Here is a 24,640-nt window from a genome sequence, read left to right on the forward strand (position 1 = left end):
CACGCCCCCGGGACCGGTCACGGCGCCAGGGGCAGGCGGACCGAGAGCTGGGCGCCGCGTCCGGAGTCCGGGGGCTCGGCGATCACGGTGCCGCCCAGGGAGCGCGCGATGCCGCGGGCCAGGGCCAGGCCCAGGCCCGCGCCGCCGGTGCTCCGGGCGCGGGCGCTGTCCAGCCGCACGAAACGCTCGAAGACCCGCTGCCGGTCCGCGACGGGTATGCCGGGGCCGTCGTCCGCCACGGTCAGCACGGCCCAGCCGTCGGTGGTCCGCAGGGAGACGTCGACCTGGCTGGTCGCGTACCGGGCGGCGTTGTCCAGCAGGTTGCGCAGCACCCGGCCGACCAGCGGGTCACGGCCGGGCACCCGCGCCGCCTCCACTGTGCCCCGCCATTGCAGACCCGGGTCGGTGTGCCCCCGCTCGGCCAGCTGCTCCTCGACCAGGTCGTGCAGGTCGACGCTGTGCTGCGAGGCCTCGGCCGCCTCGTCCGTCCTGGCCAGCAGCAGCAGGTCCTCGGCCAGGTGCTGCAGCCGCTCCGTGCCGGCCAGCGCGTCCGCCACCACCACCGGCCAGTCGGCGCCCTGCGGCCCGGGCCGCAGCAGCGGCACCTCCAGGGTGGTGCGCAGCACGGCCAGCGGACTGCGCAGCTCGTGCGAGGCGTCCGCGACCAGCCGGCGCTGCTCCGCCAGCGCGTGCTCCAGCTTGTCGAGCGTCTCGTTGGTGGTGACCACCAGGCGGGCGATGCCGTCCCGCGACGGCAGCAGCGGCACCCGCTCGCCGAAGGCGCCGTTGCCGATCCGCGCCATCCGGCGGCGGATCGACTCCACCGGACGCAGTGCCAGGCCGGCGGTCAACCAGGTCGTCGCGGCCGCCAGGAGCGCCCCGCCGGGGAGCAGGGACCAGCAGAGCATCTCGGTGACCTGCGTCGTCGCCTGGTCGACCGTGCTCTCGTCGACCAGCACGTAGCCGGTGACCCGCTGGGCGGGGAGGCCGCTCTGCCCGGAGTAGCCGGCCAGCTCCGCACTGGTGAGGTCGCGCACGCTGGCGAACGTGAGGAAGTGGTACGTGCGGAGGGTGTCGGGCTTCAGGCCGATCGGGGCGTCCTGCATCCAGGTGGGCAGCCGGACCGGGGTCATCGGGAAGCCCCAGCTGGACACCATGTCGCGCGGGTCGGCCGGCGGGAAGAGCGCCGCCCACTGGTCGTCGGACCGCTGCGGGAGCGCGGCGAGCTCGCCGGCGCGGTGCAGCATCCGGCCGTCCTGCGACATCATCAGGTAATCGGCGCCCTGGTAGACCGGGGCGGGGGGCGCCGGGAGGTTCTCGCTGATGTTCTGCATCGCGCTGAAGGCCTGGTCCTGGGCTTTCAGCAGCAGTTCCTCGTGCAGCGAGTCGCGGACCCAGAGGGTGACCGTGCCGAAGCCGAGCAACCCCACCACCGCGCCGATCAGCGCGGCCCTGGTCCGCAGCGCCAGCCGCCGCCAGCCCGCCCGGGTCGGCCGCAGCACCCGCCGTCCGGCCCCCCGCAGCGCCCGCCCGCCGCCCGCGAGCGCGCCGACCCCGGCACGGGCGGGGCGGGCGGTACGGGTCAGGGCGGTACGGGTCAGGGCGGTACGGGTCAGGGCGGTACGGGTCAGGGCAGTGCGGGTCGGGACGGTGCGGCTGCGCGGCTGTTCTGGACTGGTCACCGGGTCATTCTCCAGACCCCGGTGCCGGCCGCCGCAGGGCGGCTCCCCCGCGCGCCGCCAGCGTGGCCGTGGCGGCGCGCGAACACGGGTGCGGGCAGCCCGGACCCTGAAGCGCGGCGGCACCGAGGAACTCGGCGGGCGGATCACTCCCAACTGCGGCGGCCCACCGCGTAGCCGATGGCGAGGTAGAGGACGGCCGGCAGGCCGTAGTCGAGGAGGATCTGAGCGGACCGCTCGCCGGTGGAGAAGATGCCGCGCGCCCAGCCCGAAAGCCAGTCGGCGGCCTGCTGGAACCAGTGGACGACCGGGGTGCCCGTGTTGGCGTGGGCGAGGTCCAGCAGGATCCACAGCACCAGGATGAACCCGGCTATGGCCGCGGCCGCCCGGATCAGGACGCTGAGCGTTCTCACGAGGAGCTCCCTTCGGTGCCCGCGGACGGCAAGCCCGCGCGGGCGTTGACGGTTCGCGGGCCGCCCGCTCCCGGTCGGGCACGGCCGGGCGCCGCGAATCCGCTCCTGCCATCGGGTGCCCCGGGCGGCCGCGCGCATGCCTGGCCGTGCGGGAGCGTGCGGCAGCGGGCCGGCGGGCGGGCGGGCAGTGTCGCCAGGGCGAGCGAGGCTGAGGGCTCGCGAGGGCTCGCGAGGCAGAGGGTTAGCGAGGCGAAGGGCCGGGGCAGGCGGGACCTTGGTCCCGGAAGGTCGTGCCGTTCGGCCCCGCTCGCACCGCCCGGAACGCGGAAACAGTGGACGGTCGCCCGGATCGATCCCCGGCGACCGCGACGGCGCGCCTGTGCGCCGCCGTACCCGTCCGACCTCGACAACCCGCGCCGCCACCCACCCGCGGCGGCGCTCGGAGGACCCGACCATGTCCCGCACCATCGACAACGCGCCGTATACCGGCTTCCACCGGAGGCTGGCGCTCGCCTGCTCCGGCGGCCCCCTGCTCGACGGCTACATCCTCAGCATCGTCGGCGTGGCCCTGATCGGCATGCGCCCCGACCTCGGCCTGAGCACCGCGGCGGTGAGCCTGATCGGCGCCTCCGCACTGGTCGGCATGTTCGTCGGCGGCGCGCTCTTCGGCGTGCTGACCGACCGGATCGGCCGCGAGGTGATGTACACCGCCGACCTGCTCGTGATGGCCGTCTGCTCGGTGCTGTCGTTCTGGGTGGACGGCGTGTGGGCCCTGGCGCTGCTGCGCTTCGTGCTCGGGATGGCCGTCGCCGCGGACTACCCGATCGCCACCTCGCTGCTGGCCGAGTGGCTGCCGACCAAGCACCGCGGGCGCCTGCTGGGCAAGCAGATCATCGCCTGGTACGCCGGCTCGGTCCTGGCGTACGTGGTCGGCTACCTCTTCCTCGAACTCGCCGGGCCCGGCAGCTGGCGCTGGATGCTGGCCAGCTCCACGGCGCTCTGCGCGGTCTTCCTGGTGATCCGGCGCGGCTCCCCCGAATCGCCCCGCTGGCTGGCCGCCAACGGCCGGGTCGGCGAGGCGGTGGCCCTCGTGGAGAAGCACCTGGGCGTGCGGGTCGACGGGCGGGAACTGCTGCCGCGGCGCACGGACCAGGTACGGACCAGCCCGCTGCGCCAGTTGCTCGGCCCGCGCTACCGGCGCCGGACCCTCTTCTGCGGGCTGTTCTTCTTCTGCCAGGTGGGACCGCTGTTCGCGATGCTGACCTTCGGTCCGCAGATCCTGAACTCCTTCGGCATGGGCGGCGGCAACCTCGTGGACACGCTCGGCACCGGCGTGATCAGCCTGGTCTTCCTGATCGGCTGCTACCCGGCGCTGCGGCTGATCGACACCAAGGGGCGCCGCCCGACCATCATCTGGTCCTTCGCCCTGATGATCATCCCGCTCACCCTGCTCGGCGTCTGGCCGACCGCCCCGGCCGTGATCGCGGTCCTGGCGCTCTGCGCGTACGCCTTCCTCTGCGGCGGGCCGAACGTGCTGGACTGGACGTATCCGAACGAGCTCTTCCCCACCGAGATCCGCGCGACCGCCGTGGGCCTTGCCACCTCGGTGAGCCGGATCGGCGCGGCGGTCGGCACGTATCTGCTGCCACTCTCGCTCACCGGCCTGGGCACCGGGCCGACCATGCTGATCGCCGCCGGGGTCACCGCGCTGGGGCTGGTGGTCTGCGTGCTCTGGGCCGAGGAGACCAGGGGCATGGCGCTGGGCACGACCACCGAGCCCCGGGCCGCCACCGCCGAGCCCCGGGCCACCGCCGCCGAGACGGCGCTGGTCCGCTGACCCGGACCACCTGAAGGGCGGCGGCCCGCACGGAGCACCTGCCTCCGCGCGGGCCGCCGCCGTCAGCGGCGGAACAGCCCGGCCAGCGTGCTCCACCAGCCGCGGCGCTGCCGGGGCACGGCGGCGGGCGCGAGGAGCGGCGCCTGGGCGGCGGGCGGCGCGGACGGCATGGGCGGCACGGGCAGACCGGGCAGACCGGGCGGGGCGGAAGCCGCGAGCACGGCGGGAGCGGCGGGCGCCGCACTGTCCGCCTCCGCCTCCGCCTGCGCGGTCCGCGCGGCGAAACTCACCGGAAGCTCGACCAGGTGCCGCGAGAGCCAGGGCGCCACCCAGGCCAACTCTTCCTCCTCAACGGCGAGTTGCAGGTCGGGCAGGCGGGTCAGCAGGATGTCGATGCCGGTCTCCGCGATGGCCCGGCCGATGTCCTGGCCGGGGCACTCGTGGGGGCCGCCGCCGAAGGAGAGGTGGGAGCGGTTGCCGTGCAGCGGCTTCGCCAGGTCGGGGCGGACGGCCGGGTCGGTGTTGCCGGCCGCCAGCCCGAGCAGCAGCATGTCGCCGGCCTTGATCCGCCGGCCGCCGAGCTCGGTGTCACCGGTGGCCCAGCGGCCCGCGACCAGCGACATCGGCGGGGAGTCCCAGAGGACCTGGTCCAGCGCGTCGGGCAGCGTCATGTGGCCGCCGGACAGGTGGGCGCGGAACCGGGGGTCGGTCAGGACGAGCTTCAGGGTGTCCGCGATCAGGTTGACGGTCGTCTCGTTCGCGGCGAGCAGCACCACCCGCAGGTGTTCCAGCACCTCGTCGTCGGTGAGCCCGGCGCCGTGCTGCATCAGCCAGGAGACCAGGTCGGCGCCGGGCGACACCCGCTTGCGGTCCATCATCCGGCGCAGCGTCGCCACCACGTAGTCGTTGCTCGCGATCGCCGTCTCGGTGCCCTTCATCAGGTCGCGGGCGGCGTCGACCAGTTGGGGCCCGTACTCCTCGGGCATCCCGACCACCTGCGTCATCACGAGCATCGGCAGGCGTTCGGCGAACTGGGCCACCAGGTCGGCCCGGCCGGTCGGGCCGAACTCCTGGATCAGCTGGTCGGCGAAGCGGGTGACGTGGCGGCGGATCCCGCGCCGGTCGAAGCGGTTCAGGCTGTCGGTGACCGCTCCGCGCAGACGCTTGTGCTCCTCCCCGTCCGCGAAGACGCAGAGCGGCTGCCAGGCGATCACCGGCATGAGCGGGGAGTCGGCGGCGACCTTGCCCTGCTGGAAGGCCGACCAGCGGCGCGAGTCGCGGGAGAACCGGGAGGGGGTGCGCATGGCGGTCAGGTTCGCGCTGTGGCCGAGGATCAGCCAGGCCGGCAGGTCGCCGTGCAGCAGGACCGGCGCGACCTCGCCGTGCTCGGCGCGCAGCTTCTCGTACAGGCCCACCGGGTCGGCCTCGGCCTCCGGTCCGTAGAGGCGGCGCAGGCCGGCGGCGTCGAGACCGTGCGGGTCGAGGCCGGCTGCGTCGAGGCCGGTTGCGTCGAGCCCGGCACCTCCGAGGCCTTGTGTGTCGAGGCCGTGGGCCGGACAACCGGGCGGCGGGGTGCGGGAGGTGTCGTCAGCGAACGGGGTGGTCACGGTGTCTCCGGGGTCGGCGCGATGCGGTCATCGAGGGGAGGCCGTCGGGAACGGCCGTCGGGAACGGTCGACGGGGCGCGGTCACGGCGCGGGCGGGGCCGAGAGGTCGTACAGGTAGCGCATCAGGGCCATCAGGACGTCCCGGCCGGACTCCCGGGCCCTGGCGTCGCAGGCGACGATCGGCACCTGCGGGGGCAGGTCCAGGGCGGTCCGCAGCTCCTCGATCGGGTAGGCGGGGGACTCGGGGAAGCTGTTGACGGCGACGACGAACGGCACGCCGCGGTCCTCCAGCCGCCCGATCACCTCGAAGCTGACCTCCAGCCGGCGGGTGTCGACCAGCACGACCGCGCCGAGCGCTCCCTCGAACAGGCCGTTCCACAGGAACCAGAACCGCTCCTGGCCCGGGGTCCCGAAGACGTACAGCACCAGTTCGTCGCTGATGCTGATCCGGCCGAAGTCCATCGCGACCGTGGTGGAGGTCTTGCGCTCGACCCCGGCGAGGTCGTCGACGCCCGCGCCGGCCTGGGTCATCGTCTCCTCGGTGGTCAGCGGGCGGATCTCGCTCACCGAGCCGACCAGGGTCGTCTTGCCGACGCCGAAGCCGCCCACGATCACCACCTTGACCGCCATCGCGGCCGAATCCGGCAGCAGGTCCGCGCGGCTGGGTCCCAGCACGGTCTCAGAGTCGCTGGAGTCCATGGATCACCGCCTCCAAGAGGGCGCGCTCGGGCAGGACGGCCGCCGGGACGGCGGCGCGGGCCTCGATCCGCCCCTCGGCGAGGAGGTCCGCCAGCAGCACGGTGACCACGCTGGCCGGCAGCCGCAGGTAGGCGGAGACCTCCGCCACCGAGAGCGGCGAACCGCAGATGCGCAGGATCGCCGCCTGCTCGGGCTGCATGGTCGGCGTCGGCTCGGCGCGCGAGACGATCAGGGTGACCAGGTCGAAGGCGGTCGGCCCGGCCAGGCCGCTGCGGCCGCGCGTGATCACGTAGAGCCGCGCGGGGCCGCCCGCGACCCGGTCCTCCTGGTCGGCTGCGCTCATCCGGCCGCCTCTTCCCCGACCGCTGCTTCCCGGTCCGCTGCTTCCCTGGCCGCTGCTTTCCTGGCCGCTGCTTCCCCAACTGCCTCGCGCCCGGCTGCCCCTTGCTCGGCCGCCCGTCGCTCGGCTGCCACCTGCTCGGCCAACAGCCCGGGGCGGCCCCGGCGCTCGCTCACGCGACCTGCTCGCCGCTGCGCGGAGGCGTGCTGAGGTGTTCACCGATCCGCGCGACCAGGTCGCGCATCCGCTGGCCCATCAGCCCGGCGTCCACCCCCTCGTCGGCCAGCACCGCGAGGTAGGCCCGGGCGCCGGCCGCCATCAGGTAGAAGAAGCCGCCGCTCATCTCGATCACCACCAGCCGCATCCGGCCGTCGCCGTGCGGGAACTCCTGTCCCACCGCACCGGCCAGGCTCTGCAGGCCGGCGCAGGCGGCGGCCAGGCGGTCGGCGGTGTCGGCGTCGGTGCCGTGCTGGGCCATCCGCAGGCCGTCGGCGGAGAGGACGATGACATGGCGGGCGTACGGGACGCCGTCCGCCAGCTCCTTGAGCATCCAGTCCATGTTGGTCCGCTGCTGAATCACTGCTCGCCCTTCCCTGACGACTCTTCGGTGGTGTCGCCGCCCGCGCCGGCGGACGGCGTGCGGCCGTTCACCCCGTCGGTGAACGCGGTCAGCCAGATACCGGGCTGGACCGGCGCCTGGGCCGGCGCCTGGGCCGGCTCGGCGGCCTTCGCGGCCGCGGGGGCGCCCGTCCGCAGGGGCGCGGCATGGCGGCGGCGCTGCGGCAGGCCGTTGGGGGTCCGCTCGGTCACCAGCGGGATCCCGCCCTCGTCCCGGCCCGGCCCCGAGAGGCCCGTCGGGGCGGAGCCGGCGGCGGACGCGAGGGAGGACCCCCCGAACGAACCGCCGAACGAACCGCCGAACGAACCGCTGGACGCCCCGGTGGCCGACCCGCCGAAGGACCCGAAGGACGCCCGCGTGGGGACGGCGGACACCGTCGCCGGCCCCCGCCGCGCGCTGTCCGTCGACCGGGGCCCGGAGGCGACGCCGATGCCGTGCGCCAGGCCGGTGGCGGGCACCGTGGTGATGTACTGCTGCGGCACGATCAGCACGGCGCGCACGCCGCCGTAGGCGGAGGGTCGCAGCGAGACCTGGAACCCGTACGCCTGCGAGAGGCGGCCGACCACGGCGAGGCCGAGCCTGGGTGTCTCGCCGAGGTCGTTGAGGTCGATGCCGGCCTGCGCCTCCCGGAGCATCCGCTCGGCGCGGGCGCGGCCCTCCTCGCTGAGGCTGAGGCCGCCGTCCTCGATCTCGATCGCTATGCCGGTCTGCACCTCGACGGCGGTCAGGTGCACCAGGGTGTGCGGCGGCGAGTAGCGGGTGGCGTTGTCGAGGAGTTCGGCGAGGGCGTGGATGAGCGGCTCGACGGCGGGTCCGACCACGGCCACCTCGGAGACCGGGTGCAGCTCGACCCGCTGGTAGTCCAGGATCCGCGACATGCCGCCGCGCAGCACGCTGTACAGCGGCACCGACCTGCTCCACTGCCGCCCCGGGCGGGCGCCGCCGAGGACCGCGATGCTGTCGGCGAGACGGCCGATCAGCGCGTTGCCGTGGTCCAGGCTCAACAGGTCGCCGAAGACGGCCGGATCGTTGCCGTGCCGGTCCTCCATCTCGCGCAGGTCCTGGGCCTGGCGGTGCACGATCGCCTGCACGCGGCGGGCGATGTTGACGAAGGCCCGCTGGGCGGACTCGCGCATGCCCTCCTCGTTGTCGACGGCCTCCAGGACGGTGCGCAGCACGGCCAGCAGGGCCGCCTCGAACTCCGGTTCCACCAGCGCGTCGTGGGGCTCGTACGCCCTGAGCACGTCCTCGGTGGACTGGCCGCGCTGCAGCCGGGCGACCGCCTCGGGCAGCGCGATCCGCGCCAGTCGGACCGTCGCGGCCTCCTGCCGGGCCAGCCGGCGGCGCAGCTCGTTCTCCTGCTGGTCGCACCACACGCGCAGGGCCGCCAGCGCACGCCCCCGGCGCGCCGCCTCGGCGGCCACCGCCGCGGTGGCCACCACCCCGCACCAGGCGACTCCGGCGCGGGCACCGGTGGAGGCCACCGCCGAGGCGAGGACGGCGGCGGCCGCCGTCACGACCACCGGCAGGAGCCACCCGAGAACGGGAGCGGAGCCCCGGCCCGCGAGGGGCGTTCCAGCACGAAGCATCAGCATCCTCAAACGATCGAAGGAGTAAAGAAGTAGGGGAACGGACGGGTGAGCGCCGGCTCCGGCGGCGCTGGGGCTGTTCGGCAGGCCGCAGCATAGCCGGTTTCCGGATCTGTCTGACGGAACATCAAAAACCTTGCCACGAAGGTGGTTTGGTACCTTCCTATCGAACATCTCAAGCATCCCGCACGCCGGTGGGGCACGCCGTCGAGCGGGGCGGCGGGCAACCGCGTGGCGACCGGGCGGCAGCCGCCGTCCGCCCGTCGGAGGTGGCGCTGGCACCAGGTTTGCCCCGCCCGGACTTGTCGTACCGGCCGGGCGGGGCGAGTTCGCTCATGAGAGGGGTCTGCCGGGGAAACCGCGGCGTGGTGCGGCGGGTCCGTGCTAAGCGGGGCGGCGCGGCACCGCCGCGGCGGCTGGGCGGCGGGCGAGCGGGCGGGTGCCTGCTAGGGTCCCGCGCGGGGACGTGGGAGGGACGTGGCAGGGACGTGGCAGGGAGGCGCGGTGGCGGTGGCGGTCGGCAGCGAGGGGGCGAACTCCGCCGAGGTGATGGCCCGGCGGTTCGATCTCGGCTGCCTGGTGGCACTGCTCCCCCTTGCTCACCGGGCCGCCGCGCTCACCGAACTCCTCGACGCCGACCCCGGCTTCTTCCGCATCGGCCACGCCCACCCCGCCGCCGTCAGCCGCGGCGCGATCGCCGACGGAACGCCCCGGGTGCGCGCCGCCCTCGCGCGCACGGTCGACGCCGCCTGGGCGCAGGAGGCGCTGCTGGACCTGGCGGACCCGGAGATCGACGCCGCGCTCGCCGACAACTCCCGTCTGGGCTACCCGGTCGAGTGCCGGCTGCGCAGGCGCCGGCCCGCCGTGGTGGCCGCCGGCAGCGGCTACCAGGTCGAGCACCACCGCAGGGCGCCGCGGTCCCAGGACGCCGAGCTGGCCGCGGCGGCGCTGCTCGACCGGCGCACCGCCCGCTGGGGCCCGGCGGTCCAGGCCACCACCTGGGCCGCCGCCTGGCGGAGCGTCAGGCTCGCCGGAGGCGCGGCGGCGGTGTGCGAGGTGCTGGCCGCCCTGCCGTCCGACCGGCCCCTGGACGAGGCGACGGTACTGATCGGTCAGGCCTGCGCCGAAGCCGCTGCCGGCCCGGACAGCGCTCCCGCTGATCCGCGCCTTCCCCGCTCCCCTGCCCGAGCTGCTGGCCACCGCCGCCGACCGCGCGGCGCGGCGCTGAACGCACCGCTGATCGCCGCCCGGCCGCCGGTCAGCCGCGCGGTGGCGCGCTCGGTCCGGTCGGCGTGGCCGGCGTGGCCGCGCGGTCGCCGGGGCGGGCCTCCGGGAGCGGTCGGGCCTCCGGGAGCGGTCGGGCCTCCGGGAGCGGACGGGCCTCCGGGAGCGGGCGGGCCCCGGGGTCGGGCCGGACGTCGGGGTCGGGTCGGGCGTCAGAGTCGCCCGCGCGGGCGGGCGACTGGTGGAACTCGACGCTGATCTCCTCGTACGGCTTGTAGGCCGCGGCGGCCGCGTAGGAGGCGTAGGCCCGGCGGTCGGCGCTGGTCAGCTCGGCGTCGTCGGTGAACGAGGCGGCGACGCTGCGGGGCCACAGCTGCCGGCTCCGTACCGCCGCGCTCTGCGCGCAGACGACCAGGGTCACGGCGCCCAGGTAGATCCAGGCGAGCAGGCCCAGGACGATGCCGAAGAGCCCGTAGGTGGCCGTGGCGCCGCGCAGTTGGTGCCCTATGTAGTAGGTGCTCACCGCCAGCAGTACCTGCCAGACCAGGGCCCCGCCCAGTGCCTCGGGCCAGAGCAGCCGGACCCGCAGGTGGCGGTCGGTCAGCACCTTGAAGGTGAGCAGCAGCAGGCCCGCGTCGACCGCCACCGAGACCGGCACGGCGGCCGCGCGCACCCCCAGGTCGAGCGAGGTGCCCCAGGCGTGCGCGGAGGCGGTCAGCGCGGCCAGCCCGCTGGAGAGCACGATGCCGGTCGCGAGGATGGCCAGCAGCAGCAGGCCGCGCAGCCTGGCGGCGAGCGCGGTCGGCCGGCGGTGCTGCGGGACGGCCCAGATGGTGTTGAACGCGTTCTGGATCGCCGACGCCACCCCGAGGGCGCCGTACAGGCTGCCCCCGATGCCCACCGCCAGCGCGACCCCGCTGCCGTGGAAGGAGCGGATGTTCTGGCCCAACTGGTCTCCGATGACCGGGAACTGCCGGAGCGCGGAGTGCAGGACCTGCTGCTGCAGGTGGGGGTCGCCGTGCAGCGCGAAGCCCAGCGCGGTGACCAGGAGCAGCAGCATCGGGAAGAGGGACAGGAAGCCGTAGTAGGCGATCAGAGCGGCGAGGTAGCTGCTCCGGTCATCGGCGAACTTGTAGCCGACGGCGATGGCCTTGCCGAGCCAGGGGCGCCGCCGCTGGTAGCTGTCGAGTCGGGTCAGCACACTCATGGCCGCTGCAATCTGTGGGACGGGTGCCGACCGCACGGGCCGACCTGACGACCGGATGACCGGATGACCGGGCAACTGGGTTGGGCGGACGAGCGGGATCGCCGGACGGGCTGATCAGCCCTTGCGACGGCGGAGCAGGAGCACCGCGAGGATCCCCGCCGCCAGCCCCGCGGCACCGGCGGCGCCCGCCGTGCCCGTCCGCTCCTTCCCCGCACGGCGCAGCGCGGGCAGCAGCCGGGCTCGCGCGACGGCGCCGCCCTTGGTGACCGAGCGCCGCGCACCGTGCGTGCAGGCCGCCAGCCACGCGCGTGCCCGCTCCGCTTCCGCGCCTCGCTCCAGCTCCTGGGAGCGTGCGCGGATCACGTCGGCCGCCTCGTGGACGGCGGCACCGACGCTCGCCATCGCGCTCGCGCTCGCGGAACCGTTGGCGGAACTGTGAAGGGATTTCATCACTCGACCTGCTCTCCTTCTCGACGTCTCGACCTGCAGCGCACGCCTGTCCGCTCGCCGTCGCGGCAAACCTCGGCGGCGGCGAGGGGCGGGCCCCGCCTGACAGTGGATCAGCCACGGCCGGTCGGCTGTCGGCTACGCCCGGCGCGCGAGCACCAGCGCGCAGCGCGGGCTGCCGTCCTCGCGGCGCCCGAACCCGTCCAGCGGTGCGAGCGTGACCGCGAAGCCGGCCGCCACCAGGTCCGCGCGCACCGCCCGCAGCGGGCAACTGCGGTAGTACATGACGAAGGGCGGGCGCCACACCGCGTTCCGCACCCGCATCGCGGCGTCGAACCCGGTCAGCGCCCAGTACCAGGGCGAGCTGACGCGCGGGGGCGCGGCGACCGGGAAGGCGAGGAGGCCGCCGGGGCGCAGCGCGCGGTGCACCCCGCTGAAGAGCGCGGCCCGCTCGGCGGGCAGGAAGTGGCCGAGGGCTCCGAAGCTGACCGCCAGGTCGAAGGCCCCGGCGAAGGGCAGCGCTCGCGCGTCGGCCCGCACCAGGTCCGCGCCCGGGTGGGCCTCGCGGGCCAGGGCGAGCATCCCGGCACTGAAGTCGACGCCCGTGGCGCGTCCCCCGCACAGGGGCTGCAGGACCCGCAGGCCGGCACCGGTGCCGCAGCAGACGTCCAGTCCGTCGCCGAACGGCCCGAGCGGGCGCAGCACTTCGGCCGTCGCGTCGAGGATGCCGTCGGGGGTGCGGAAGGGCGTCCGGTCGAAGGTGGGGGCGAGCAGGTCGTAGCCGTGCTCGACCGAGGAGAGCGCCTGGACCAGGAGGTCGCGCAGGGAGGGGCCTTGGGAGGAGAACACCGGCCCAGCCTAGGCCGTGTCTGACAATTCGCGGCCCGGCGGGAATTGTCAGACACGGCCCGGGGCTGCCGGGCCGCCGCTGTCCGACCGCACCCGGTGCCCGACCGGGCGAGCCCCCGGGCGGCTATCGGACGCTCGCCGCCCGGGGCTCGCCGGGGCCGCGGAACGGCAGGGTCCGGCTGAGGACGAGGTTGGTGGTCGTGCTCCCGAACTGGGCCAGCGCGTCGACGATCTCCTCCAGGTGGCCCATCGAGGTGGCCGCCACCTTCAGGACGTAGCAGTCGTCGCCGGTGGTGCGCAGGCACTCCAGGATCTCCGGCCGCTCCCCGAGCAGCCGGCGCAGCGGTTCGTGCCGGTTCCCCGGGTACTTGAGGCGGACCACCGCCAGCACCACGTGCCCGGTGCGCTCCAGGTCCACCTCGGCCCGGTACCCGGTGATCACCCCGGCCGCCTCCAGCCGCCGCACCCGCTCCGTCGTCGCCGACGCGCTCAGGTTCACCTGCCGAGCCAGCTCGGTGAACGCGATCCGGCCGTCCAGCTGAAGCTTGGCCAGGATCGCCCAGTCCGTCACATCAAGATTCTCGGTCATCAGCCAAGATTACCGGCGGATCCACCGGCGAACCGCCCCTGAACAGGCAGGAATCCCTTCTGGCGGCCCGTGTCGCCTGGCTAGGCTCGACGGTGTGAAGATCGGAGTCAACGTCCTCAATTTCGGCCCCGGCACCGACCCGGGAGTCCTGCGGAGCTGGGCCCAGACCGTGGAAGGCCTGGGTTTCGACCTGCTGATGGTGTCGGACCACATCGCCATCACGCCCGACCTCGCCGCGCGGTACCCGGCGCCCTTCTACGAACCGTTCACCACCCTGTCCTGGCTGGCCGGCCTCACCACCCGGATCCAGTTGGGCACGACGGTCCTCATCATCCCCTACCGGCACCCGCTGCTCACCGCGCGGATGGCGGCCAACCTGGACCAGCTCAGCGGCGGCCGGCTGGTCCTCGGTGTGGGGGTGGGCTGGGCGCGGCAGGAGTTCGCCGCGCTCGGGATCCCGTTCGAACGGCGTGGCCGACTGACCGACGAGCACCTGCGGGACATGCGGGCGGCCTGGGCGGACACCGCCGACTACGGCACCCGGAGGATCCCGGTGTGGGTCGGCGGCAACAGCGACCCGGGGCTGCGTCGGGCCGTGCGGTTCGGCGACGCCTGGCACCCGCTGCGCTGGACCATGCCGCGGTTGCGCGAAGGCGTGGTGCGACTGAAGGCCATCGCGGACGAGCAGCACCTCCCCGTGCCCGCCCTGGCCCCCCGGATCGCGCTCAAGCCCACCGCGACGCCGGTCAGCGGCCCGGACCGGCTCGCCGGGGAGGGCACGATCGAGCAGATCCTGGACGACCTCGACCAACTACGGCTGCTGGGTGCCGACACGGTCGTCCTCGACCCTTACGACGGCGATCCCCGCCTGACATGCCACCCGCACGCGCCTTGGCAGGCACTCGCCACGGTGGCCGCCCACCTCCACCCGCCCCGCGGCTGAACGGAGCCATCATGATCACCCCCGACGACCACACCCTCCTGCGGCGCGCCATCGCGCTGGCGGCCAAGGCCCGCCAGGGCGGTGACCCGCCGTTCGGGTCGCTGCTGGCGGCGCCCGACGGGACGGTCCTGGCGGAGGAGCACAACACGACGCTCACCGACCGGGACATCACGGCGCACCCGGAACTGAAGCTCGCACGGTGGGCCGCGCGGGAGTTGGACGCGGCCACCGCGGCGAGCACCACGATGTACACCAGCTGCGAACCGTGCGGCATGTGCGAGGCGGTGATCCAGCAGGCGGGGCTGCGGCGGGTGGTGTTCGCGCTCTCCGGCGAGCAGCTGCTGGACATCAGGCCCGGCAGCGGCCGGCCGCCCGTGCCGCAGGAGGGCCCCGCGCTGCTCCAGGAGGTGCGGGCCGTCGTCGAGGGGTACTACCGCTGACGGACCGTCGGGCCCGCGCACCGACGGCGGCCGACAACCCGCGCCCCGCCTCCGCGGGGCGCGGGTGCGCGCCGTCCGCGACCTTCAGGGAACGGAGCGGCGGCGGAGCGCGGCGGTGCTTGGCCGGAAGCATGCGCACATCCGACCGGATCCGCGCGCCCACCGGAGCACTCCCCCGCCGCCCGGCCACCCGGCGCGAGGCGCCACCCGCCGAACGCCGCGCGGCGGCGGCACCGCTCCGCGCGGGACGGTGCGAGCCTTCGCGCCGCAGCTGGGGATCGGGGCGACGGCAGCGGGCCGACGGGACCAAGTCCGTGGAACGGGTTGGCAAACCGGTGACCAAGCGAGGCCACTGAGCAGGTGACGGGATGTCAATCCCCCGAATCCTGAAAGAATTCTTATTGGCCAACCCTTGACGCGCATCTGTCACTCGATGCCCGGCGGCTGCCACCATTCCTGCAACCGCACCGGCAGGGGCCCCACCCCCCGGGGCGGACCGGCCCGCGCCACCGGCCGGGCGGCGGCGTCTGGCCGTACCGGGCGATCCACCGCGTTCCGCGCGCCACCCCCACCACGTTCCGCGCGCTGCGCCGCGAACCCGCGGCCGGCCTCGCACCACCGGTGCGCCACCGCGCCGCCGGTCGGTAAAGGAGTGCGACTTGCCACGCCATACCCGTGTCCGCACCGCCCTGGCCGCGCTCGCCGCGACCACCGCCCTGCTCGCCGCAGGCGTCCCCGTCGCCGCCCAGGCGGCCACCCCCGGGCCGGCGGGCCAGAACACCGCCGGCCCCGGCACGGCCGGGCCGAGCGCGACAAGCCCGCAGGCCACCGCCGCACGCGCCCGGTTACTGGCCGACGCGAGCGGCCAGGCCGCCTCGCTGGCCAGGTCGATAGGCCTCGGCGACCAGGAGCAGCTGGTCGTCAAGGACGCCGTGGCCGACGCCAACGGCACCCGCCACCTGCGGTACAACCGCACCTACGCCGGACTCCCGGTGCTGGGAGGCGATCTGGTGGTCCATCAGAGCGCGGCCGGCACCACCCTGGGGGTCGACCGCGCCAGCACGGCGAACCTGACCGGGCTGGGCACCACGCCGGCCGTCGCCGCGCCCAAGGCACAGGCCGCCGCGCTGGCCACCGAAGCGGGCGCGAGCGTGGACGCGGCGCCCCAACTCGTCGTCTGGGCCGTCGGCGACCAGCCGAAGCTGGCCTGGCAGACCCTGATCGGCGGCAAGCAGGCCGACGGCACCCCCAGCCGCCTGCAGGTCGTCACCGACGCCGCCACCGGCGCGGTCCTCAGCCGCACCGAGACGTTGGAGACCGGCACCGGCACCGGCGTCTTCGTCGGCCAGGTCCCGCTGACCACCACCCAGTCCGGCAGCAGCTACCAGCTGAAGGACGCCACCCGCGGCGGCCAGTACACCACCGACATGGCCAACGGCACCTCCGGCAACGGCACCGTGTTCACCAAGTCCTCCGACACCTGGGGCAACGGCTCGGCGAGCAACCGCGAGTCGGCCGCGGTGGACGCCCAGTACGGCGCGGCGGCCACCTGGGACTACTACAAGAACACCTTCGGCCGCAACGGCATCCGCAACGACGGCCAGGGCGCGTACAGCAGGGTGCACTACGACAGCGACTACACCAACGCCTTCTGGGACGACAGCTGCTTCTGCATGACCTACGGCGACGGGTCGGGCAACACCCACCCGCTGACCGAGATCGACGTCTCCGGGCACGAGATGAGCCACGGCGTCACCGCCGCCACCGCCGGCCTGGACTACTCGGGCGAGTCCGGCGGCCTCAACGAGGCCACCTCCGACATCATGGGCACCGGCGTCGAGTGGTACGCCAACCTCGCCGTCAACCCGCCGAACTACGACCTCGGCGAGCTGATCAACCTGAACGGCGACGGCACCCCGCTGCGCTACATGGACAAGCCCTCCAAGGACGGCAATTCGGCCGACTTCTGGTCCTCCAGCGTCGGCAACCTGGACGTGCACTACTCCTCGGGCGTGGCCAACCACCTCTTCTACCTGCTCGCCGAGGGCAGCACGCCGAAGACGATCAACGGCTTCAGCTACAACAGCCCGACCGAGAACGGCATCTCGGTCACCGGGGTCGGCCGGGACAAGGCGCTGCACATCTGGTACCAGGCGCTGACCGCCCACATGACCTCCACCACCAACTACGCCGCCGCGCGCACCGCCACCCTCGCCGCGGCCACCGACCTCTACGGCGCGAACAGCGCCGAGTACAACCAGGTCGCCACCGCCTGGGCCGCCGTCAACGTCGGCTCGCTGCCCACCGGCGGCGTCACCGTCACCAGCCCGGGCAACCAGAGCACGGCGGTCGGCACGGCGGTGAGCCTGCAGGTCGCGACGAGCGGCGGCACCGCACCGCTCAGCTACGCGGCCACCGGTCTGCCGGCCGGCCTGTCGATCAACTCCGGCAGCGGCCTGATCACCGGCACCCCGACCACCGCGGGCACCTCGAACGTGACCGTCACGGTCACCGACAGCGCCGGCAAGTCCGGCTCCGCGTCGTTCACCTGGACCGTGGGCGGCGGTGGCGGCGGCTGTGCCGGCGCCGGCACCCAACTGCTCGGCAACGCCGGCTTCGAGACCGGCACCGCCTCGCCCTGGACCGCCTCCTCCGGCGTCGTCGACAACTCCTCCTCCGAGCCGGCCCACGCGGGCAGTTGGAAGGCGTGGCTGGACGGCTACGGCAGCACGCACACCGACACGCTGAGCCAGAGCGTGACCATCCCGGCCGGCTGCAAGGCCACCCTCAGCTTCTGGCTGCACGTCGACACCGCCGAGACCGGCACCACGGCCTACGACAAGCTGGCGGTCACCGCCAACGGCACCAGCCTGGCCAGCTACTCCAACGTGAACGCGAACACCGGCTACGCGCAGAAGTCCTTCGACCTCTCCTCCTACGCCGGCAGCTCGGTGACGGTGAAGTTCAGCGGCGTGGAGGACTCCTCGCTGCAGACCAGCTTCGTCATCGACGACACCGCGCTCACCACCGGCTGACCCGCACCCCGCACTCCTCGCACCGACCACTGCGCGCCGGCGAGCTCGATGCCGGCGCGCAGCGGTCGGTGGCGCCGGGCCGGGCCCGGGGCGGGACGGGACGGGACGGGACGGGACGGGACGGGCCCGGCCGAGGTCTTCCCTCGGAGACACGAGTCGCGCGACGGGCCCCCGGAAGAGAGACCCTAGACTCGCCGCATGATCTTCATCGTCGTCAAGTTCCAGGTCAGGCCCGAGCACACCGACTCCTGGACGTCCCACGTCGAGCCGTTCACCCGCGCGACCCGGGCCGAGCCCGGGAACCTGTGGTTCGAGTGGTCGCGCAGCGTGGAGGAGCCCGACACCTACGTGCTGGTCGAGGCGTTCCAGGACGGCGCCGGCGAGGCGCACGTGAACTCGGACCACTTCCGCGCCGCGATGGAGACCATGCGTCCGCTGGTCCAGCGGGCCCCGCAGATCGTCAGCACCACGATCGAGGGCGCCGACGGCTGGGGCCGGATGGGCGAGCTCGGCATCGAGTGAGCACCGGCGGACCATCCTGTCCCGTCTCGAACGATCTGGTCCGCGAGCGGGGTCGTGACCCGAAGCGGCGTCGTTCAGGGGACCTGTCCGGCTTGCTGCCTGGTCAGGTGGCGGACGTGACCGTGGCGCCCACGCGCCACCCGCCGGGAGGTCCGGCTCAGGAGGTCGCCGCGGGGACGAGGTGGTCGAGTCCCTGCGCGCTGCCCGTCGCGGCCTCGATCGAGCGCGGCAGCATGATGCTCTCGTAGGCGCGGACGGCGTCGTCGACGCTGGATTCGGTGACCAGGGCGTGGGCGAGGTCGGAGCCGTCGAGCATCGCGAGGTTGGCGCCCAGCCCGACCGGGGGCATCAGGTGCGCGGCGTCGCCGAGCAGCGTGACGCCGGGAACGTGCTCCCAGGTGTGCGGGGCGGGCAGGACGAACAGGGACCGGTTGACGAACCCGCTGTCGCCGTTGCGCAGGAGATAGCACAGGCTCTCGTCCCAGCCGTCGAACATCCTCAGCAGGTGCGTCCGCACGGCCCGCTGGTCGCCGAGGTCGATACCGGCGGCGAGGTGCCAGTCCTCCGGCGCGCGCAGCGCGATGTAGGCGCGGATGTGGCCGTTGCTGTTGCGCTGGGCGACCAGAGACCTGCCGGCGCCCTTCACCAGCATCGATCCGTTGCCGACCAGCCGCGCGAGGTCGGGATGGCGGGTGTCGCAGTGGTCGAATCCGGTCTCGACGAAGCTGACACCGGTGTAGCCGGGCACGGCGTCCGACAGGGCCGGGCGGACGCGCGACCAGGCGCCGTCGGCACCGACCACCAGGTCGAAGTCCTCGGCGGTGCCGTCACCGAAGAGCAGCCGGCAGGTGCCGTCCGCCAGTGGGGTGACCCCGCTGACGGCGCGGTCCCACCGCACCGCGCCCTCGGTGATCGAGTCCAGGAGCAGACCGCGCAGTTGGCCCCGGTCGATCTCCGGTCGGCCGCCGTCGGCGGAGGGCCCCTGATGGGCCAGAGGGGTGGCGGTGGCGAAGTCGAGCACGCGCCACTCGTCCCCCTCGGGGCGGGCGAGGGCGTGGAACCGGTCGAGCAGCCCCGCGGCCCGCAGGGCGGCCTGACCGGTGTCGGCGTGCAGGTCGAGGCTACCGCCCTGCGGGCGGGCGTCGGCGGCGGCCTCGCGTTCGAAAACGGTGACGGAGCAGCCGTGTTGCCGCAGGACTCGGGCGCAGGTGAGGCCGCCGAGGCCGGCGCCGACGATCGCGATGCGGGGAGCACGAGCAGTGTTCGCACGAGCGGAGTTCATGGGGTGTCCTTCGGGGGTGGGTGAGCCGTCGGAGGTCCGGCCTCCACCAAGAAAGCACACTCACCAAATAAGTGCAACGACTAAAGTTTTGCAGTTGATGCACCTTGGGGTACGGTGGGCGAGTGACCGAACCGACCGGGCGCCGCGAGCGCAAGAAGGCCCAGACCCGCCAGTCCCTGGCAGACGCCGCACTCGAACTCTTCCTGGACCGCGGCTACGACCAGGTCGGCGTCAAGGACGTCGCCGATGCCGCCGATGTCTCGGTGACCACCCTGTTCAAGCACTTCTCCGGCAAGGAGGCCCTGGTCTTCGACCAGGACGACGACCTGGAGGCGGCGCTCGTCGCCGCCGTGCGCGACCGCACCCCGGGCCGGTCGATCCCGCAGGCGCTGCGCGAGCACATCCTGCTGAATCAGACCCAGCTCGCCGTCCACGCCGCGGACCCGCGGTTCGCCGATTTCACGCGCCTGGTGGAGGAGACCCCCGCACTGCGCGACTACGCCCACCGCATGTGGACGCGCCACGAGACGGCCCTGGCGCGGGCCATCGCCGAGGCCGTCGGCGCGCCCGAGGACGACGTCAGCTGCGCCGCCCTGGCTCGTTTCGCCCTTGAGGCCCGCGGCCTCATCCTGCGGCACGCCCAGCCGCGCCGCGCCGCCGACGAGGCCTTCGCGTTGCTCGAACACGGCTGGGCGGCCTCCCACCCGGTCAGCTGACCCGTCCTCCGGACGACAGGAGGGGCTTCGAGCGGGTACTCGCCCGGTCTCAGCCGAGCCGGCGGGTTCTCGTGCTCGGCGACCGGGCCCGCCCGATCACGACGCCGCCCCGCGTCCGTCGCCCGCCCGGGGGTGGCGGCACCGCCGCATCCGCCCAGCAACAGGAAAATCCAGGTGCCCCGGCCGCCACGCGTCCCTACGCTTCCCGCCATGGACAGCACCGGGGCCGAGCGGCTCCTGAACGTCGTGGACGTCGAAGCCACCTGCTGGTCCGGCGGCCAACCGCCGGGCGCGGTCAGCGAGATCATCGAGATCGGGCTGACGGTGGTCGATCTGGCCACCGCCGAGCGCCGCGCCCGGCATCGGATCCTGGTACGTCCCGCCCGGTCCACGGTCAGCGAGTTCTGCACGGAGTTGACCGGCCTCACACAACACGAGGTGGACGGCGGGGTCGGCTTCGCCGAGGCGTGCCGGCTGCTGGCGGCCGAACACCACGCCGGGTCCCGCCCGTGGGCCAGTTGGGGCGACTACGACCGCAACCAGTTCACCCGGCAGTGCCAGGACACCCGGACGCCCTACCCTTTCGGCCGGCACCACACCAACGCCAAAGCGGCCTTCACCGAGGCGTACGGCCTGCGCAAACGCCCTGGCATGGCGCAGGCCCTGGAGATCACCGGGCAGCGGCTCGAAGGCCGTCACCACCGCGGCGAGGACGACGCCTGGAACATCGCCGCCCTCGTTCTCCACCTGTCCGAACGGGGTGTCTGGCCGGGTCCGCGCTGAGCACGCCGGGCACCCCCGCGCACGCGGAGGCCGGACAACCGGTGGTGGCGTGGACGCGCCCGCTGGGGCACGACCTGCCGGAGCCGGAGTGTGCGACCATGCCCGACGTGTCGATCGCCGTCTCGATCCCGTGCCCGACGTGCTCGGGATGCGCCCGATCCGCCTGGTCGGAGAGTCCCGCACCACCGTGGGCCGCGCTGGCCGGCACGGCGCGCGTGGAGTGGGCGGACGGCTCTCCCCCCGGCCTGCCGCTGGGAACGAGTGATCCGTTCCGCAGATCCGAGTCGCTGCCGCTGCTCGGCGAGGAGCGCGTGGTCAGGATCCGCGGGCCCTTCCGCACAGAGGGCCGAGTCCCGTTCCAGGCGCTCTTCGCACCCGCTCTCGCGGCGCTCAACGGGCTGGTCGAGCATCCGGACCTGATGCGGCACAGCGCGATGACCGCCTGCACACCCCTCGCCGTGCTCGCTCAGGGGGACGGGTACGCCTGGCTGCGCGTCAGGGTGGAGGAGGTCACGGAGCTGGTCGGGGCCGCCCACAGGTTCCCGCCCTCGACCGCCGGGTCACTGGAGGACCTGCTCCCGCCCCCTGGCATCAAGGTGACGTCCAGCCAGGCCACTTCGGGTGGCCTGCGCTACTACGACTGGTCGATCCAGAGCGACATCGGGCGCTGGGCCGTGTGCACCGACGACGAGCACGGCACCGCGATCCTGCTCCACGGGGAGTGGAGCTCCCATCAGGACGACGTCGCCCTCGGCCATCGCCCGCTCTCTCCGTCCGAGACCGCCCTGCTGCGGGCCGCCTGGCCCGACCCCGGCCGCAGCGGATGACCCACGACGCCACGGCCGTCGAACCCTCGGACAGCCCCCCCCCCCCCCCCCCCCCCCCCCCCAGATCTCCGTCCTCGGATCCGGGCCCGGTTGTTAGCCTGCGCGGATGGGACTGGACATCACCGTGGTCATGGCCGACTGGGAAGAGCTGGCCCGGATACCGGCGGGCGGGCGCCTGGAGGCGCTGACCGACGCCGTGCACCCGTACTTCTGCTGCGTGCCGTGCGAGGACGCCGACCACGCGGTGAGAGGCGGCTGGGTGTGGCCGCGGCAGTCGTCATGGTGCGCCGAGTACCGGTTCTTCGGGACCACGGGTTCCTACAGCTGGCACTTCCAGCTGGCCAACGCCTGGGATGACGTGAGGGCGTTGGCCGCGCCCGACCTGCGGGAGGCCCTCGACTGCTTCCTGGGCGGCCTGGTGTGGGAGGGTCCGGACGACGCCGCGGCGACCGGCGCGGGCGATGACCGTCCACCGGCGGGCGGCTTCCCCGACGACCCCGCGCCGTGGTGCCCACGCGTGCTCCTGCTCCGTGCGCCGGACGAGGTGCCGGCGCTCGTCCGCGCCTGGGAGGCGGCCGCACCGCGCCTGCGGGAGCTCCGCGAGCCCTTCGACACCGAGGCAGCCGGCTGGGCGGGCCGGCCCGGCAGCTTCGACGGCACCGTCGCGCTCATCCGCGAGTGGGGTGAGGTGGTCACGCGGGCCGGGGCACGGGGCTGGGGCCTGATCGGGCTCCCCTACTGATCTTGAGCCGCTGTCACTGGCGGCGGCCGCCGCGACCGCCGCGACCGCTGCGACCGCGGCGCCCGTCGGCCTGACTCCGTGCGCCCGGCAGGATCGAGCCGGCCGGCCCTGGGCGCCAACCGGCCGGCCCTGGGCGCTATCCGGCCGCTACGCCGAGGTCCAGCCGGTCGAGGAAGCTCCACAGCGTGGCGCGGCCGTCCGCGTCCACCGCGCCGCGGGTCGTCTCGACGACCGAGAGCTCGGCGGACATCGCGACCACCAGCCGGGCGGCCGAGGCGGCGTCCGGCCAGCCCATGGCGCGCAGGTCCGCCTCGGCCCGGACGGCGAAGACGGACGTCCGCGCGGTGACCTGGTCGGACACGCCCGGATCGCTGCGCGCCTCCAGCAGCATCGCCTTGACGCCGTTGTTGCGCAGGCAGAGGTCGAGGTAGGTCGCCATCCCGCCGCGCAGCCGCTCACGACCCGGCGCCAGCGGGGCCATCGCCGCGCCGACGGCGGCGGCCACCTCCTCGTGGAACCGCTCGTGCAGGGCGTTGAGGAAGGCCCCGCGATCAGGGAAGTGCACGTAGAACGTGCCCTTGGCGACGCCCGCCGCGCCCACCACGCGGTTGACGCTCATCGCGGCGAGGCCGTGCTCGCCCGCGATCCGCAGCCCTGCGGCCAGCAGGGCCTCTCGTGTGCGCTCGGCCGCGACGGCTCGGGAGGTCATGACCCCGGAGTCTATGGCCCCCCTGGCCGACGGCGGGCCGTCCCGCTAGAGTGACTGACCGGTCGGTCACTGACCGACCGGTCAGTCACTGAAATGGCTGACCGCCCGCCCGTGCCACCCGTGCCACCGATACCGCCGCCGGACCGGCCACCCCGCGGGGGCGCCGGCTCGACCGAAGGAGAGCACCATGCGTGCAGCGATCGTGAACCAGCTCGGCCGGCCCCCTCACCTCGGCGAGCGGCCGGACCCGGTCGAACGCCCCGGCCACACCCTGGTCCGGGTGACCGCGGCCGCGCTCAACCCGGTGGACCTGCACATCGCCGCCGGCAGCCACCCCGCCGGAGCGCCGACGGTCCCGTTCGTGCCAGGGGTCGAGGGCGCCGGCACCGTGGTGAGCGGCGGTTCGCTGCCCGCCGGCACCCGGGTGCGGGTCGCCGTCCCCGGCGGTCTCGTCGACGGCACCCTCGCGGAGCTGGTCTCCGTCCCGGACGGCGCCTGCCTGCCGCTACCGCCCGGACTGGACGACGACCTGGCCGCCGCCGTCGGCGTGGTCGGGGTGAGCGCACTGCTCGCCCTGCGCACGGAGGCCGGCCTGCGGCCCGGCGAGTCCGTGCTGGTCCTGGGGGCGACCGGCGGACTCGGCCAGGCCCTGGTGCACACGGCCCGCGCGCTGGGCGCCGGCCGGGTGGCCGCCGCCGGGCGCGACCCGCACCGGCTGGGGGCCCTGGGCGCCGCCGCGGACACCGTGCTGGTCCTGGACCCGGACTCGGCGGACGCCGACCCCGGCCGGCTCGCCGCCCAGGTCAGCGCGATCGGCGGACCGGTGGACGTGGTCGTCGACCTGCTGTGGGGCCCTCATGCCCGGCTCGCCCAGGCGGCGTTGCGGCCGGGCGGGCGCTGGGTCAACCTCGGCCAGACGGCGGGCGGGCGGGCCGAGCTGGACGCCGCCGTCCTGCGCCACGGGCACCTGCGGCTGCGGGGGTTCAGCGCCGCCGCACTGCCCCCGGAGCAGGTGGCCGCCGGCTACCGGGAGACGGCGGCGCTCGCCGCGAGCGGCGCCCTGCCGCTCGCCGTCACGACCCGCCCGCTGGCGGAGGTCGCCGAGGCCTGGGCCGCCCAGGCCGCCTCACCCGGCGCCAAGCTCGTGCTGCGTCCCTGAGACCGACCGGTCCGAGCTGCCGGGTGGGCGCGCCCCGGCAGCGCGGCGCCCGGACCGCCCGACCCCGGCAGCTCAAGCCAACCGGGCTAACCCGGGTGGCCCACGCACTGCGCCTCTTGGAGCATCGCTCTCATGGACGAGTACGAGATGCGTGCCGAACACGAGGGTGCGGATCCGCACGGCAGGATCCAGCACTGGCACATGGTCAGGGACCGGAGCAACCGGGCCATGTGCGGCCGGGAGATCGCGCCCGACGCCGCCTCGCAGTCCCCCGACACCTGGGGCACCCCGGCCGCACAGCCCTTCTGCCACTCCTGCGGCGCCGCCTACCTGCGGCAGGTGCCGCAGACCACCGGGCGCCCGCCGTGACAGGCCGGTCCCCG

Annotated in this window: 24 protein-coding genes; 11 read left to right on the plus strand and 13 right to left on the minus strand. The window is 74.4% G+C overall.

The genetic code is table 11. From position 1 onward, the window contains the following. Positions 1 to 17 precede the first annotated feature (17 nt). Together OG455_RS37195 and OG455_RS37200 are read right to left on the minus strand one after the other, a co-directional pair. Positions 18 to 1,682, minus strand: a complete 1,665-nt coding sequence (locus OG455_RS37195) for a HAMP domain-containing sensor histidine kinase (RefSeq protein ID WP_266301180.1) — start codon at positions 1,680 to 1,682, stop codon at positions 18 to 20. A 143-nt stretch (positions 1,683 to 1,825) separates the two neighbouring features. After that, complete coding sequence (locus OG455_RS37200) at positions 1,826 to 2,092, minus strand: hypothetical protein (protein WP_266301181.1); 267 nt, start codon at positions 2,090 to 2,092, stop codon at positions 1,826 to 1,828. Positions 2,093 to 2,546: 454 nt separating this feature from the next. Here OG455_RS37200 and OG455_RS37205 point away from each other — a divergent pair, with 454 nt between their 5' ends. Further along, positions 2,547 to 3,929, plus strand: coding sequence for an MFS transporter (locus tag OG455_RS37205; protein WP_266301182.1), 1,383 nt, complete (start codon positions 2,547 to 2,549; stop codon positions 3,927 to 3,929). 62 nt (positions 3,930 to 3,991) lie between these two features. Here the strand turns inward: OG455_RS37205 and OG455_RS37210 are convergent, their stop codons facing one another. The 9 genes from OG455_RS37210 to OG455_RS37250 form a co-directional block, all read right to left on the minus strand. Further along, positions 3,992 to 5,536 (minus strand): cytochrome P450, encoded by a 1,545-nt coding sequence (locus OG455_RS37210; protein ID WP_266301183.1) that lies wholly within the window; start codon positions 5,534 to 5,536, stop codon positions 3,992 to 3,994. 81 nt (positions 5,537 to 5,617) lie between these two features. Beyond that, complete coding sequence (locus tag OG455_RS37215; protein WP_266301184.1) at positions 5,618 to 6,235, minus strand: ATP/GTP-binding protein; 618 nt, start codon at positions 6,233 to 6,235, stop codon at positions 5,618 to 5,620. Further along, positions 6,216 to 6,578, minus strand: coding sequence for a DUF742 domain-containing protein (locus OG455_RS37220; protein ID WP_266301185.1), 363 nt, complete (start codon positions 6,576 to 6,578; stop codon positions 6,216 to 6,218). Before OG455_RS37220 ends, OG455_RS37215 begins: the two co-directional genes overlap by 20 nt. Before the next feature lie 169 nt (positions 6,579 to 6,747). After that, positions 6,748 to 7,155, minus strand: coding sequence for a roadblock/LC7 domain-containing protein (locus OG455_RS37225; protein ID WP_266301186.1), 408 nt, complete (start codon positions 7,153 to 7,155; stop codon positions 6,748 to 6,750). Beyond that, entirely contained in the window at positions 7,152 to 8,783 is a 1,632-nt protein-coding gene (locus OG455_RS37230; protein WP_266301187.1) for an ATP-binding protein, read from the minus strand. Before OG455_RS37230 ends, OG455_RS37225 begins: the two co-directional genes overlap by 4 nt. A gap of 1,258 nt (positions 8,784 to 10,041) precedes the next feature. Further along, positions 10,042 to 11,214: a YihY/virulence factor BrkB family protein gene (locus OG455_RS37235; RefSeq protein ID WP_266301188.1), complete on the minus strand. Its 1,173-nt coding sequence runs from the start codon at positions 11,212 to 11,214 to the stop codon at positions 10,042 to 10,044. 114 nt (positions 11,215 to 11,328) lie between these two features. Further along, complete coding sequence (locus OG455_RS37240; protein ID WP_266301189.1) at positions 11,329 to 11,664, minus strand: hypothetical protein; 336 nt, start codon at positions 11,662 to 11,664, stop codon at positions 11,329 to 11,331. Between the two features lie 135 nt (positions 11,665 to 11,799). Then, complete coding sequence (locus tag OG455_RS37245) at positions 11,800 to 12,510, minus strand: class I SAM-dependent methyltransferase (RefSeq protein WP_266301190.1); 711 nt, start codon at positions 12,508 to 12,510, stop codon at positions 11,800 to 11,802. Between the two features lie 124 nt (positions 12,511 to 12,634). Continuing rightward, positions 12,635 to 13,099, minus strand: a complete 465-nt coding sequence (locus OG455_RS37250; RefSeq protein WP_266301191.1) for an Lrp/AsnC family transcriptional regulator — start codon at positions 13,097 to 13,099, stop codon at positions 12,635 to 12,637. 94 nt (positions 13,100 to 13,193) lie between these two features. Between OG455_RS37250 and OG455_RS37255 the strand changes: the two genes are divergently transcribed. From OG455_RS37255 to OG455_RS37270, 4 genes are all read left to right on the plus strand, one after another. Continuing rightward, positions 13,194 to 14,042, plus strand: coding sequence for a TIGR03619 family F420-dependent LLM class oxidoreductase (locus tag OG455_RS37255; RefSeq protein ID WP_266301192.1), 849 nt, complete (start codon positions 13,194 to 13,196; stop codon positions 14,040 to 14,042). Between the two features lie 11 nt (positions 14,043 to 14,053). Further along, positions 14,054 to 14,482 carry a nucleoside deaminase gene (locus tag OG455_RS37260; protein WP_266301193.1) on the plus strand — a complete coding sequence of 143 codons (429 nt, stop codon included), beginning with the start codon at positions 14,054 to 14,056 and terminating at the stop codon, positions 14,480 to 14,482. A gap of 659 nt (positions 14,483 to 15,141) precedes the next feature. Beyond that, the gene (locus OG455_RS37265; RefSeq protein WP_266301194.1) at positions 15,142 to 17,517 is read left to right on the plus strand and encodes a M4 family metallopeptidase; all 2,376 of its coding nucleotides are present in this window, start codon (positions 15,142 to 15,144) and stop codon (positions 17,515 to 17,517) included. Between the two features lie 198 nt (positions 17,518 to 17,715). Then, complete coding sequence (locus OG455_RS37270) at positions 17,716 to 18,039, plus strand: putative quinol monooxygenase (protein WP_266301195.1); 324 nt, start codon at positions 17,716 to 17,718, stop codon at positions 18,037 to 18,039. A 157-nt stretch (positions 18,040 to 18,196) separates the two neighbouring features. Here the strand turns inward: OG455_RS37270 and OG455_RS37275 are convergent, their stop codons facing one another. After that, positions 18,197 to 19,321 (minus strand): NAD(P)/FAD-dependent oxidoreductase, encoded by a 1,125-nt coding sequence (locus tag OG455_RS37275; protein WP_266301196.1) that lies wholly within the window; start codon positions 19,319 to 19,321, stop codon positions 18,197 to 18,199. A gap of 122 nt (positions 19,322 to 19,443) precedes the next feature. Between OG455_RS37275 and OG455_RS37280 the strand changes: the two genes are divergently transcribed. The 4 genes from OG455_RS37280 to OG455_RS37295 all read left to right on the plus strand — a co-directional run bounded on the left by OG455_RS37280 (position 19,444) and on the right by OG455_RS37295 (position 22,389). After that, positions 19,444 to 20,037, plus strand: a complete 594-nt coding sequence (locus OG455_RS37280) for a TetR/AcrR family transcriptional regulator (protein ID WP_266301197.1) — start codon at positions 19,444 to 19,446, stop codon at positions 20,035 to 20,037. Positions 20,038 to 20,247: 210 nt separating this feature from the next. After that, a complete protein-coding gene (locus OG455_RS37285) occupies positions 20,248 to 20,820 on the plus strand; it encodes a 3'-5' exonuclease (protein ID WP_266301198.1) in 573 nt (190 codons plus the stop codon). A 98-nt stretch (positions 20,821 to 20,918) separates the two neighbouring features. After that, complete coding sequence (locus OG455_RS37290; RefSeq protein WP_266301199.1) at positions 20,919 to 21,647, plus strand: hypothetical protein; 729 nt, start codon at positions 20,919 to 20,921, stop codon at positions 21,645 to 21,647. Positions 21,648 to 21,753: 106 nt separating this feature from the next. Beyond that, positions 21,754 to 22,389: a hypothetical protein gene (locus OG455_RS37295; RefSeq protein ID WP_266301200.1), complete on the plus strand. Its 636-nt coding sequence runs from the start codon at positions 21,754 to 21,756 to the stop codon at positions 22,387 to 22,389. A gap of 136 nt (positions 22,390 to 22,525) precedes the next feature. On the opposite strand, the gene OG455_RS37300 is transcribed toward OG455_RS37295, so the two are convergent. Beyond that, positions 22,526 to 23,098, minus strand: a complete 573-nt coding sequence (locus OG455_RS37300) for a TetR/AcrR family transcriptional regulator (RefSeq protein ID WP_266301201.1) — start codon at positions 23,096 to 23,098, stop codon at positions 22,526 to 22,528. A gap of 187 nt (positions 23,099 to 23,285) precedes the next feature. Between OG455_RS37300 and OG455_RS37305 the strand changes: the two genes are divergently transcribed. Together OG455_RS37305 and OG455_RS37310 are read left to right on the plus strand one after the other, a co-directional pair. Then, a complete protein-coding gene (locus OG455_RS37305) occupies positions 23,286 to 24,257 on the plus strand; it encodes a zinc-binding alcohol dehydrogenase family protein (protein ID WP_266301202.1) in 972 nt (323 codons plus the stop codon). A gap of 132 nt (positions 24,258 to 24,389) precedes the next feature. After that, a complete protein-coding gene (locus tag OG455_RS37310; protein ID WP_266301203.1) occupies positions 24,390 to 24,626 on the plus strand; it encodes a hypothetical protein in 237 nt (78 codons plus the stop codon). Positions 24,627 to 24,640 lie beyond the last annotated feature (14 nt).

This window comes from Kitasatospora sp. NBC_01287 (assembly GCF_026340565.1).
Lineage (GTDB): Bacteria > Actinomycetota > Actinomycetes > Streptomycetales > Streptomycetaceae > Kitasatospora.

Bases quoted from the DNA above. Each gene is read 5' to 3' on its own strand.
- OG455_RS37205 (WP_266301182.1), top strand. From the start codon at position 2,547: ATGTCCCGCACCATCGACAACGCGCCGTATACCGGCTTCCACCGGAGG.
- OG455_RS37215 (WP_266301184.1), bottom strand. From the start codon at position 6,235: ATGGACTCCAGCGACTCTGAGACCGTGCTGGGACCCAGCCGCGCGGAC.
- OG455_RS37220 (WP_266301185.1), bottom strand. From the start codon at position 6,578: ATGAGCGCAGCCGACCAGGAGGACCGGGTCGCGGGCGGCCCCGCGCGG.
- OG455_RS37230 (WP_266301187.1), bottom strand. From the start codon at position 8,783: ATGCTTCGTGCTGGAACGCCCCTCGCGGGCCGGGGCTCCGCTCCCGTT.
- OG455_RS37235 (WP_266301188.1), bottom strand. From the start codon at position 11,214: ATGAGTGTGCTGACCCGACTCGACAGCTACCAGCGGCGGCGCCCCTGG.
- OG455_RS37240 (WP_266301189.1), bottom strand. From the start codon at position 11,664: ATGAAATCCCTTCACAGTTCCGCCAACGGTTCCGCGAGCGCGAGCGCG.
- OG455_RS37250 (WP_266301191.1), bottom strand. From the start codon at position 13,099: ATGACCGAGAATCTTGATGTGACGGACTGGGCGATCCTGGCCAAGCTT.
- OG455_RS37260 (WP_266301193.1), top strand. From the start codon at position 14,054: ATGATCACCCCCGACGACCACACCCTCCTGCGGCGCGCCATCGCGCTG.
- OG455_RS37270 (WP_266301195.1), top strand. From the start codon at position 17,716: ATGATCTTCATCGTCGTCAAGTTCCAGGTCAGGCCCGAGCACACCGAC.
- OG455_RS37275 (WP_266301196.1), bottom strand. From the start codon at position 19,321: ATGAACTCCGCTCGTGCGAACACTGCTCGTGCTCCCCGCATCGCGATC.
- OG455_RS37285 (WP_266301198.1), top strand. From the start codon at position 20,248: ATGGACAGCACCGGGGCCGAGCGGCTCCTGAACGTCGTGGACGTCGAA.
- OG455_RS37290 (WP_266301199.1), top strand. From the start codon at position 20,919: ATGCCCGACGTGTCGATCGCCGTCTCGATCCCGTGCCCGACGTGCTCG.
- OG455_RS37295 (WP_266301200.1), top strand. From the start codon at position 21,754: ATGGGACTGGACATCACCGTGGTCATGGCCGACTGGGAAGAGCTGGCC.
- OG455_RS37300 (WP_266301201.1), bottom strand. From the start codon at position 23,098: ATGACCTCCCGAGCCGTCGCGGCCGAGCGCACACGAGAGGCCCTGCTG.
- OG455_RS37305 (WP_266301202.1), top strand. From the start codon at position 23,286: ATGCGTGCAGCGATCGTGAACCAGCTCGGCCGGCCCCCTCACCTCGGC.
- OG455_RS37310 (WP_266301203.1), top strand. From the start codon at position 24,390: ATGGACGAGTACGAGATGCGTGCCGAACACGAGGGTGCGGATCCGCAC.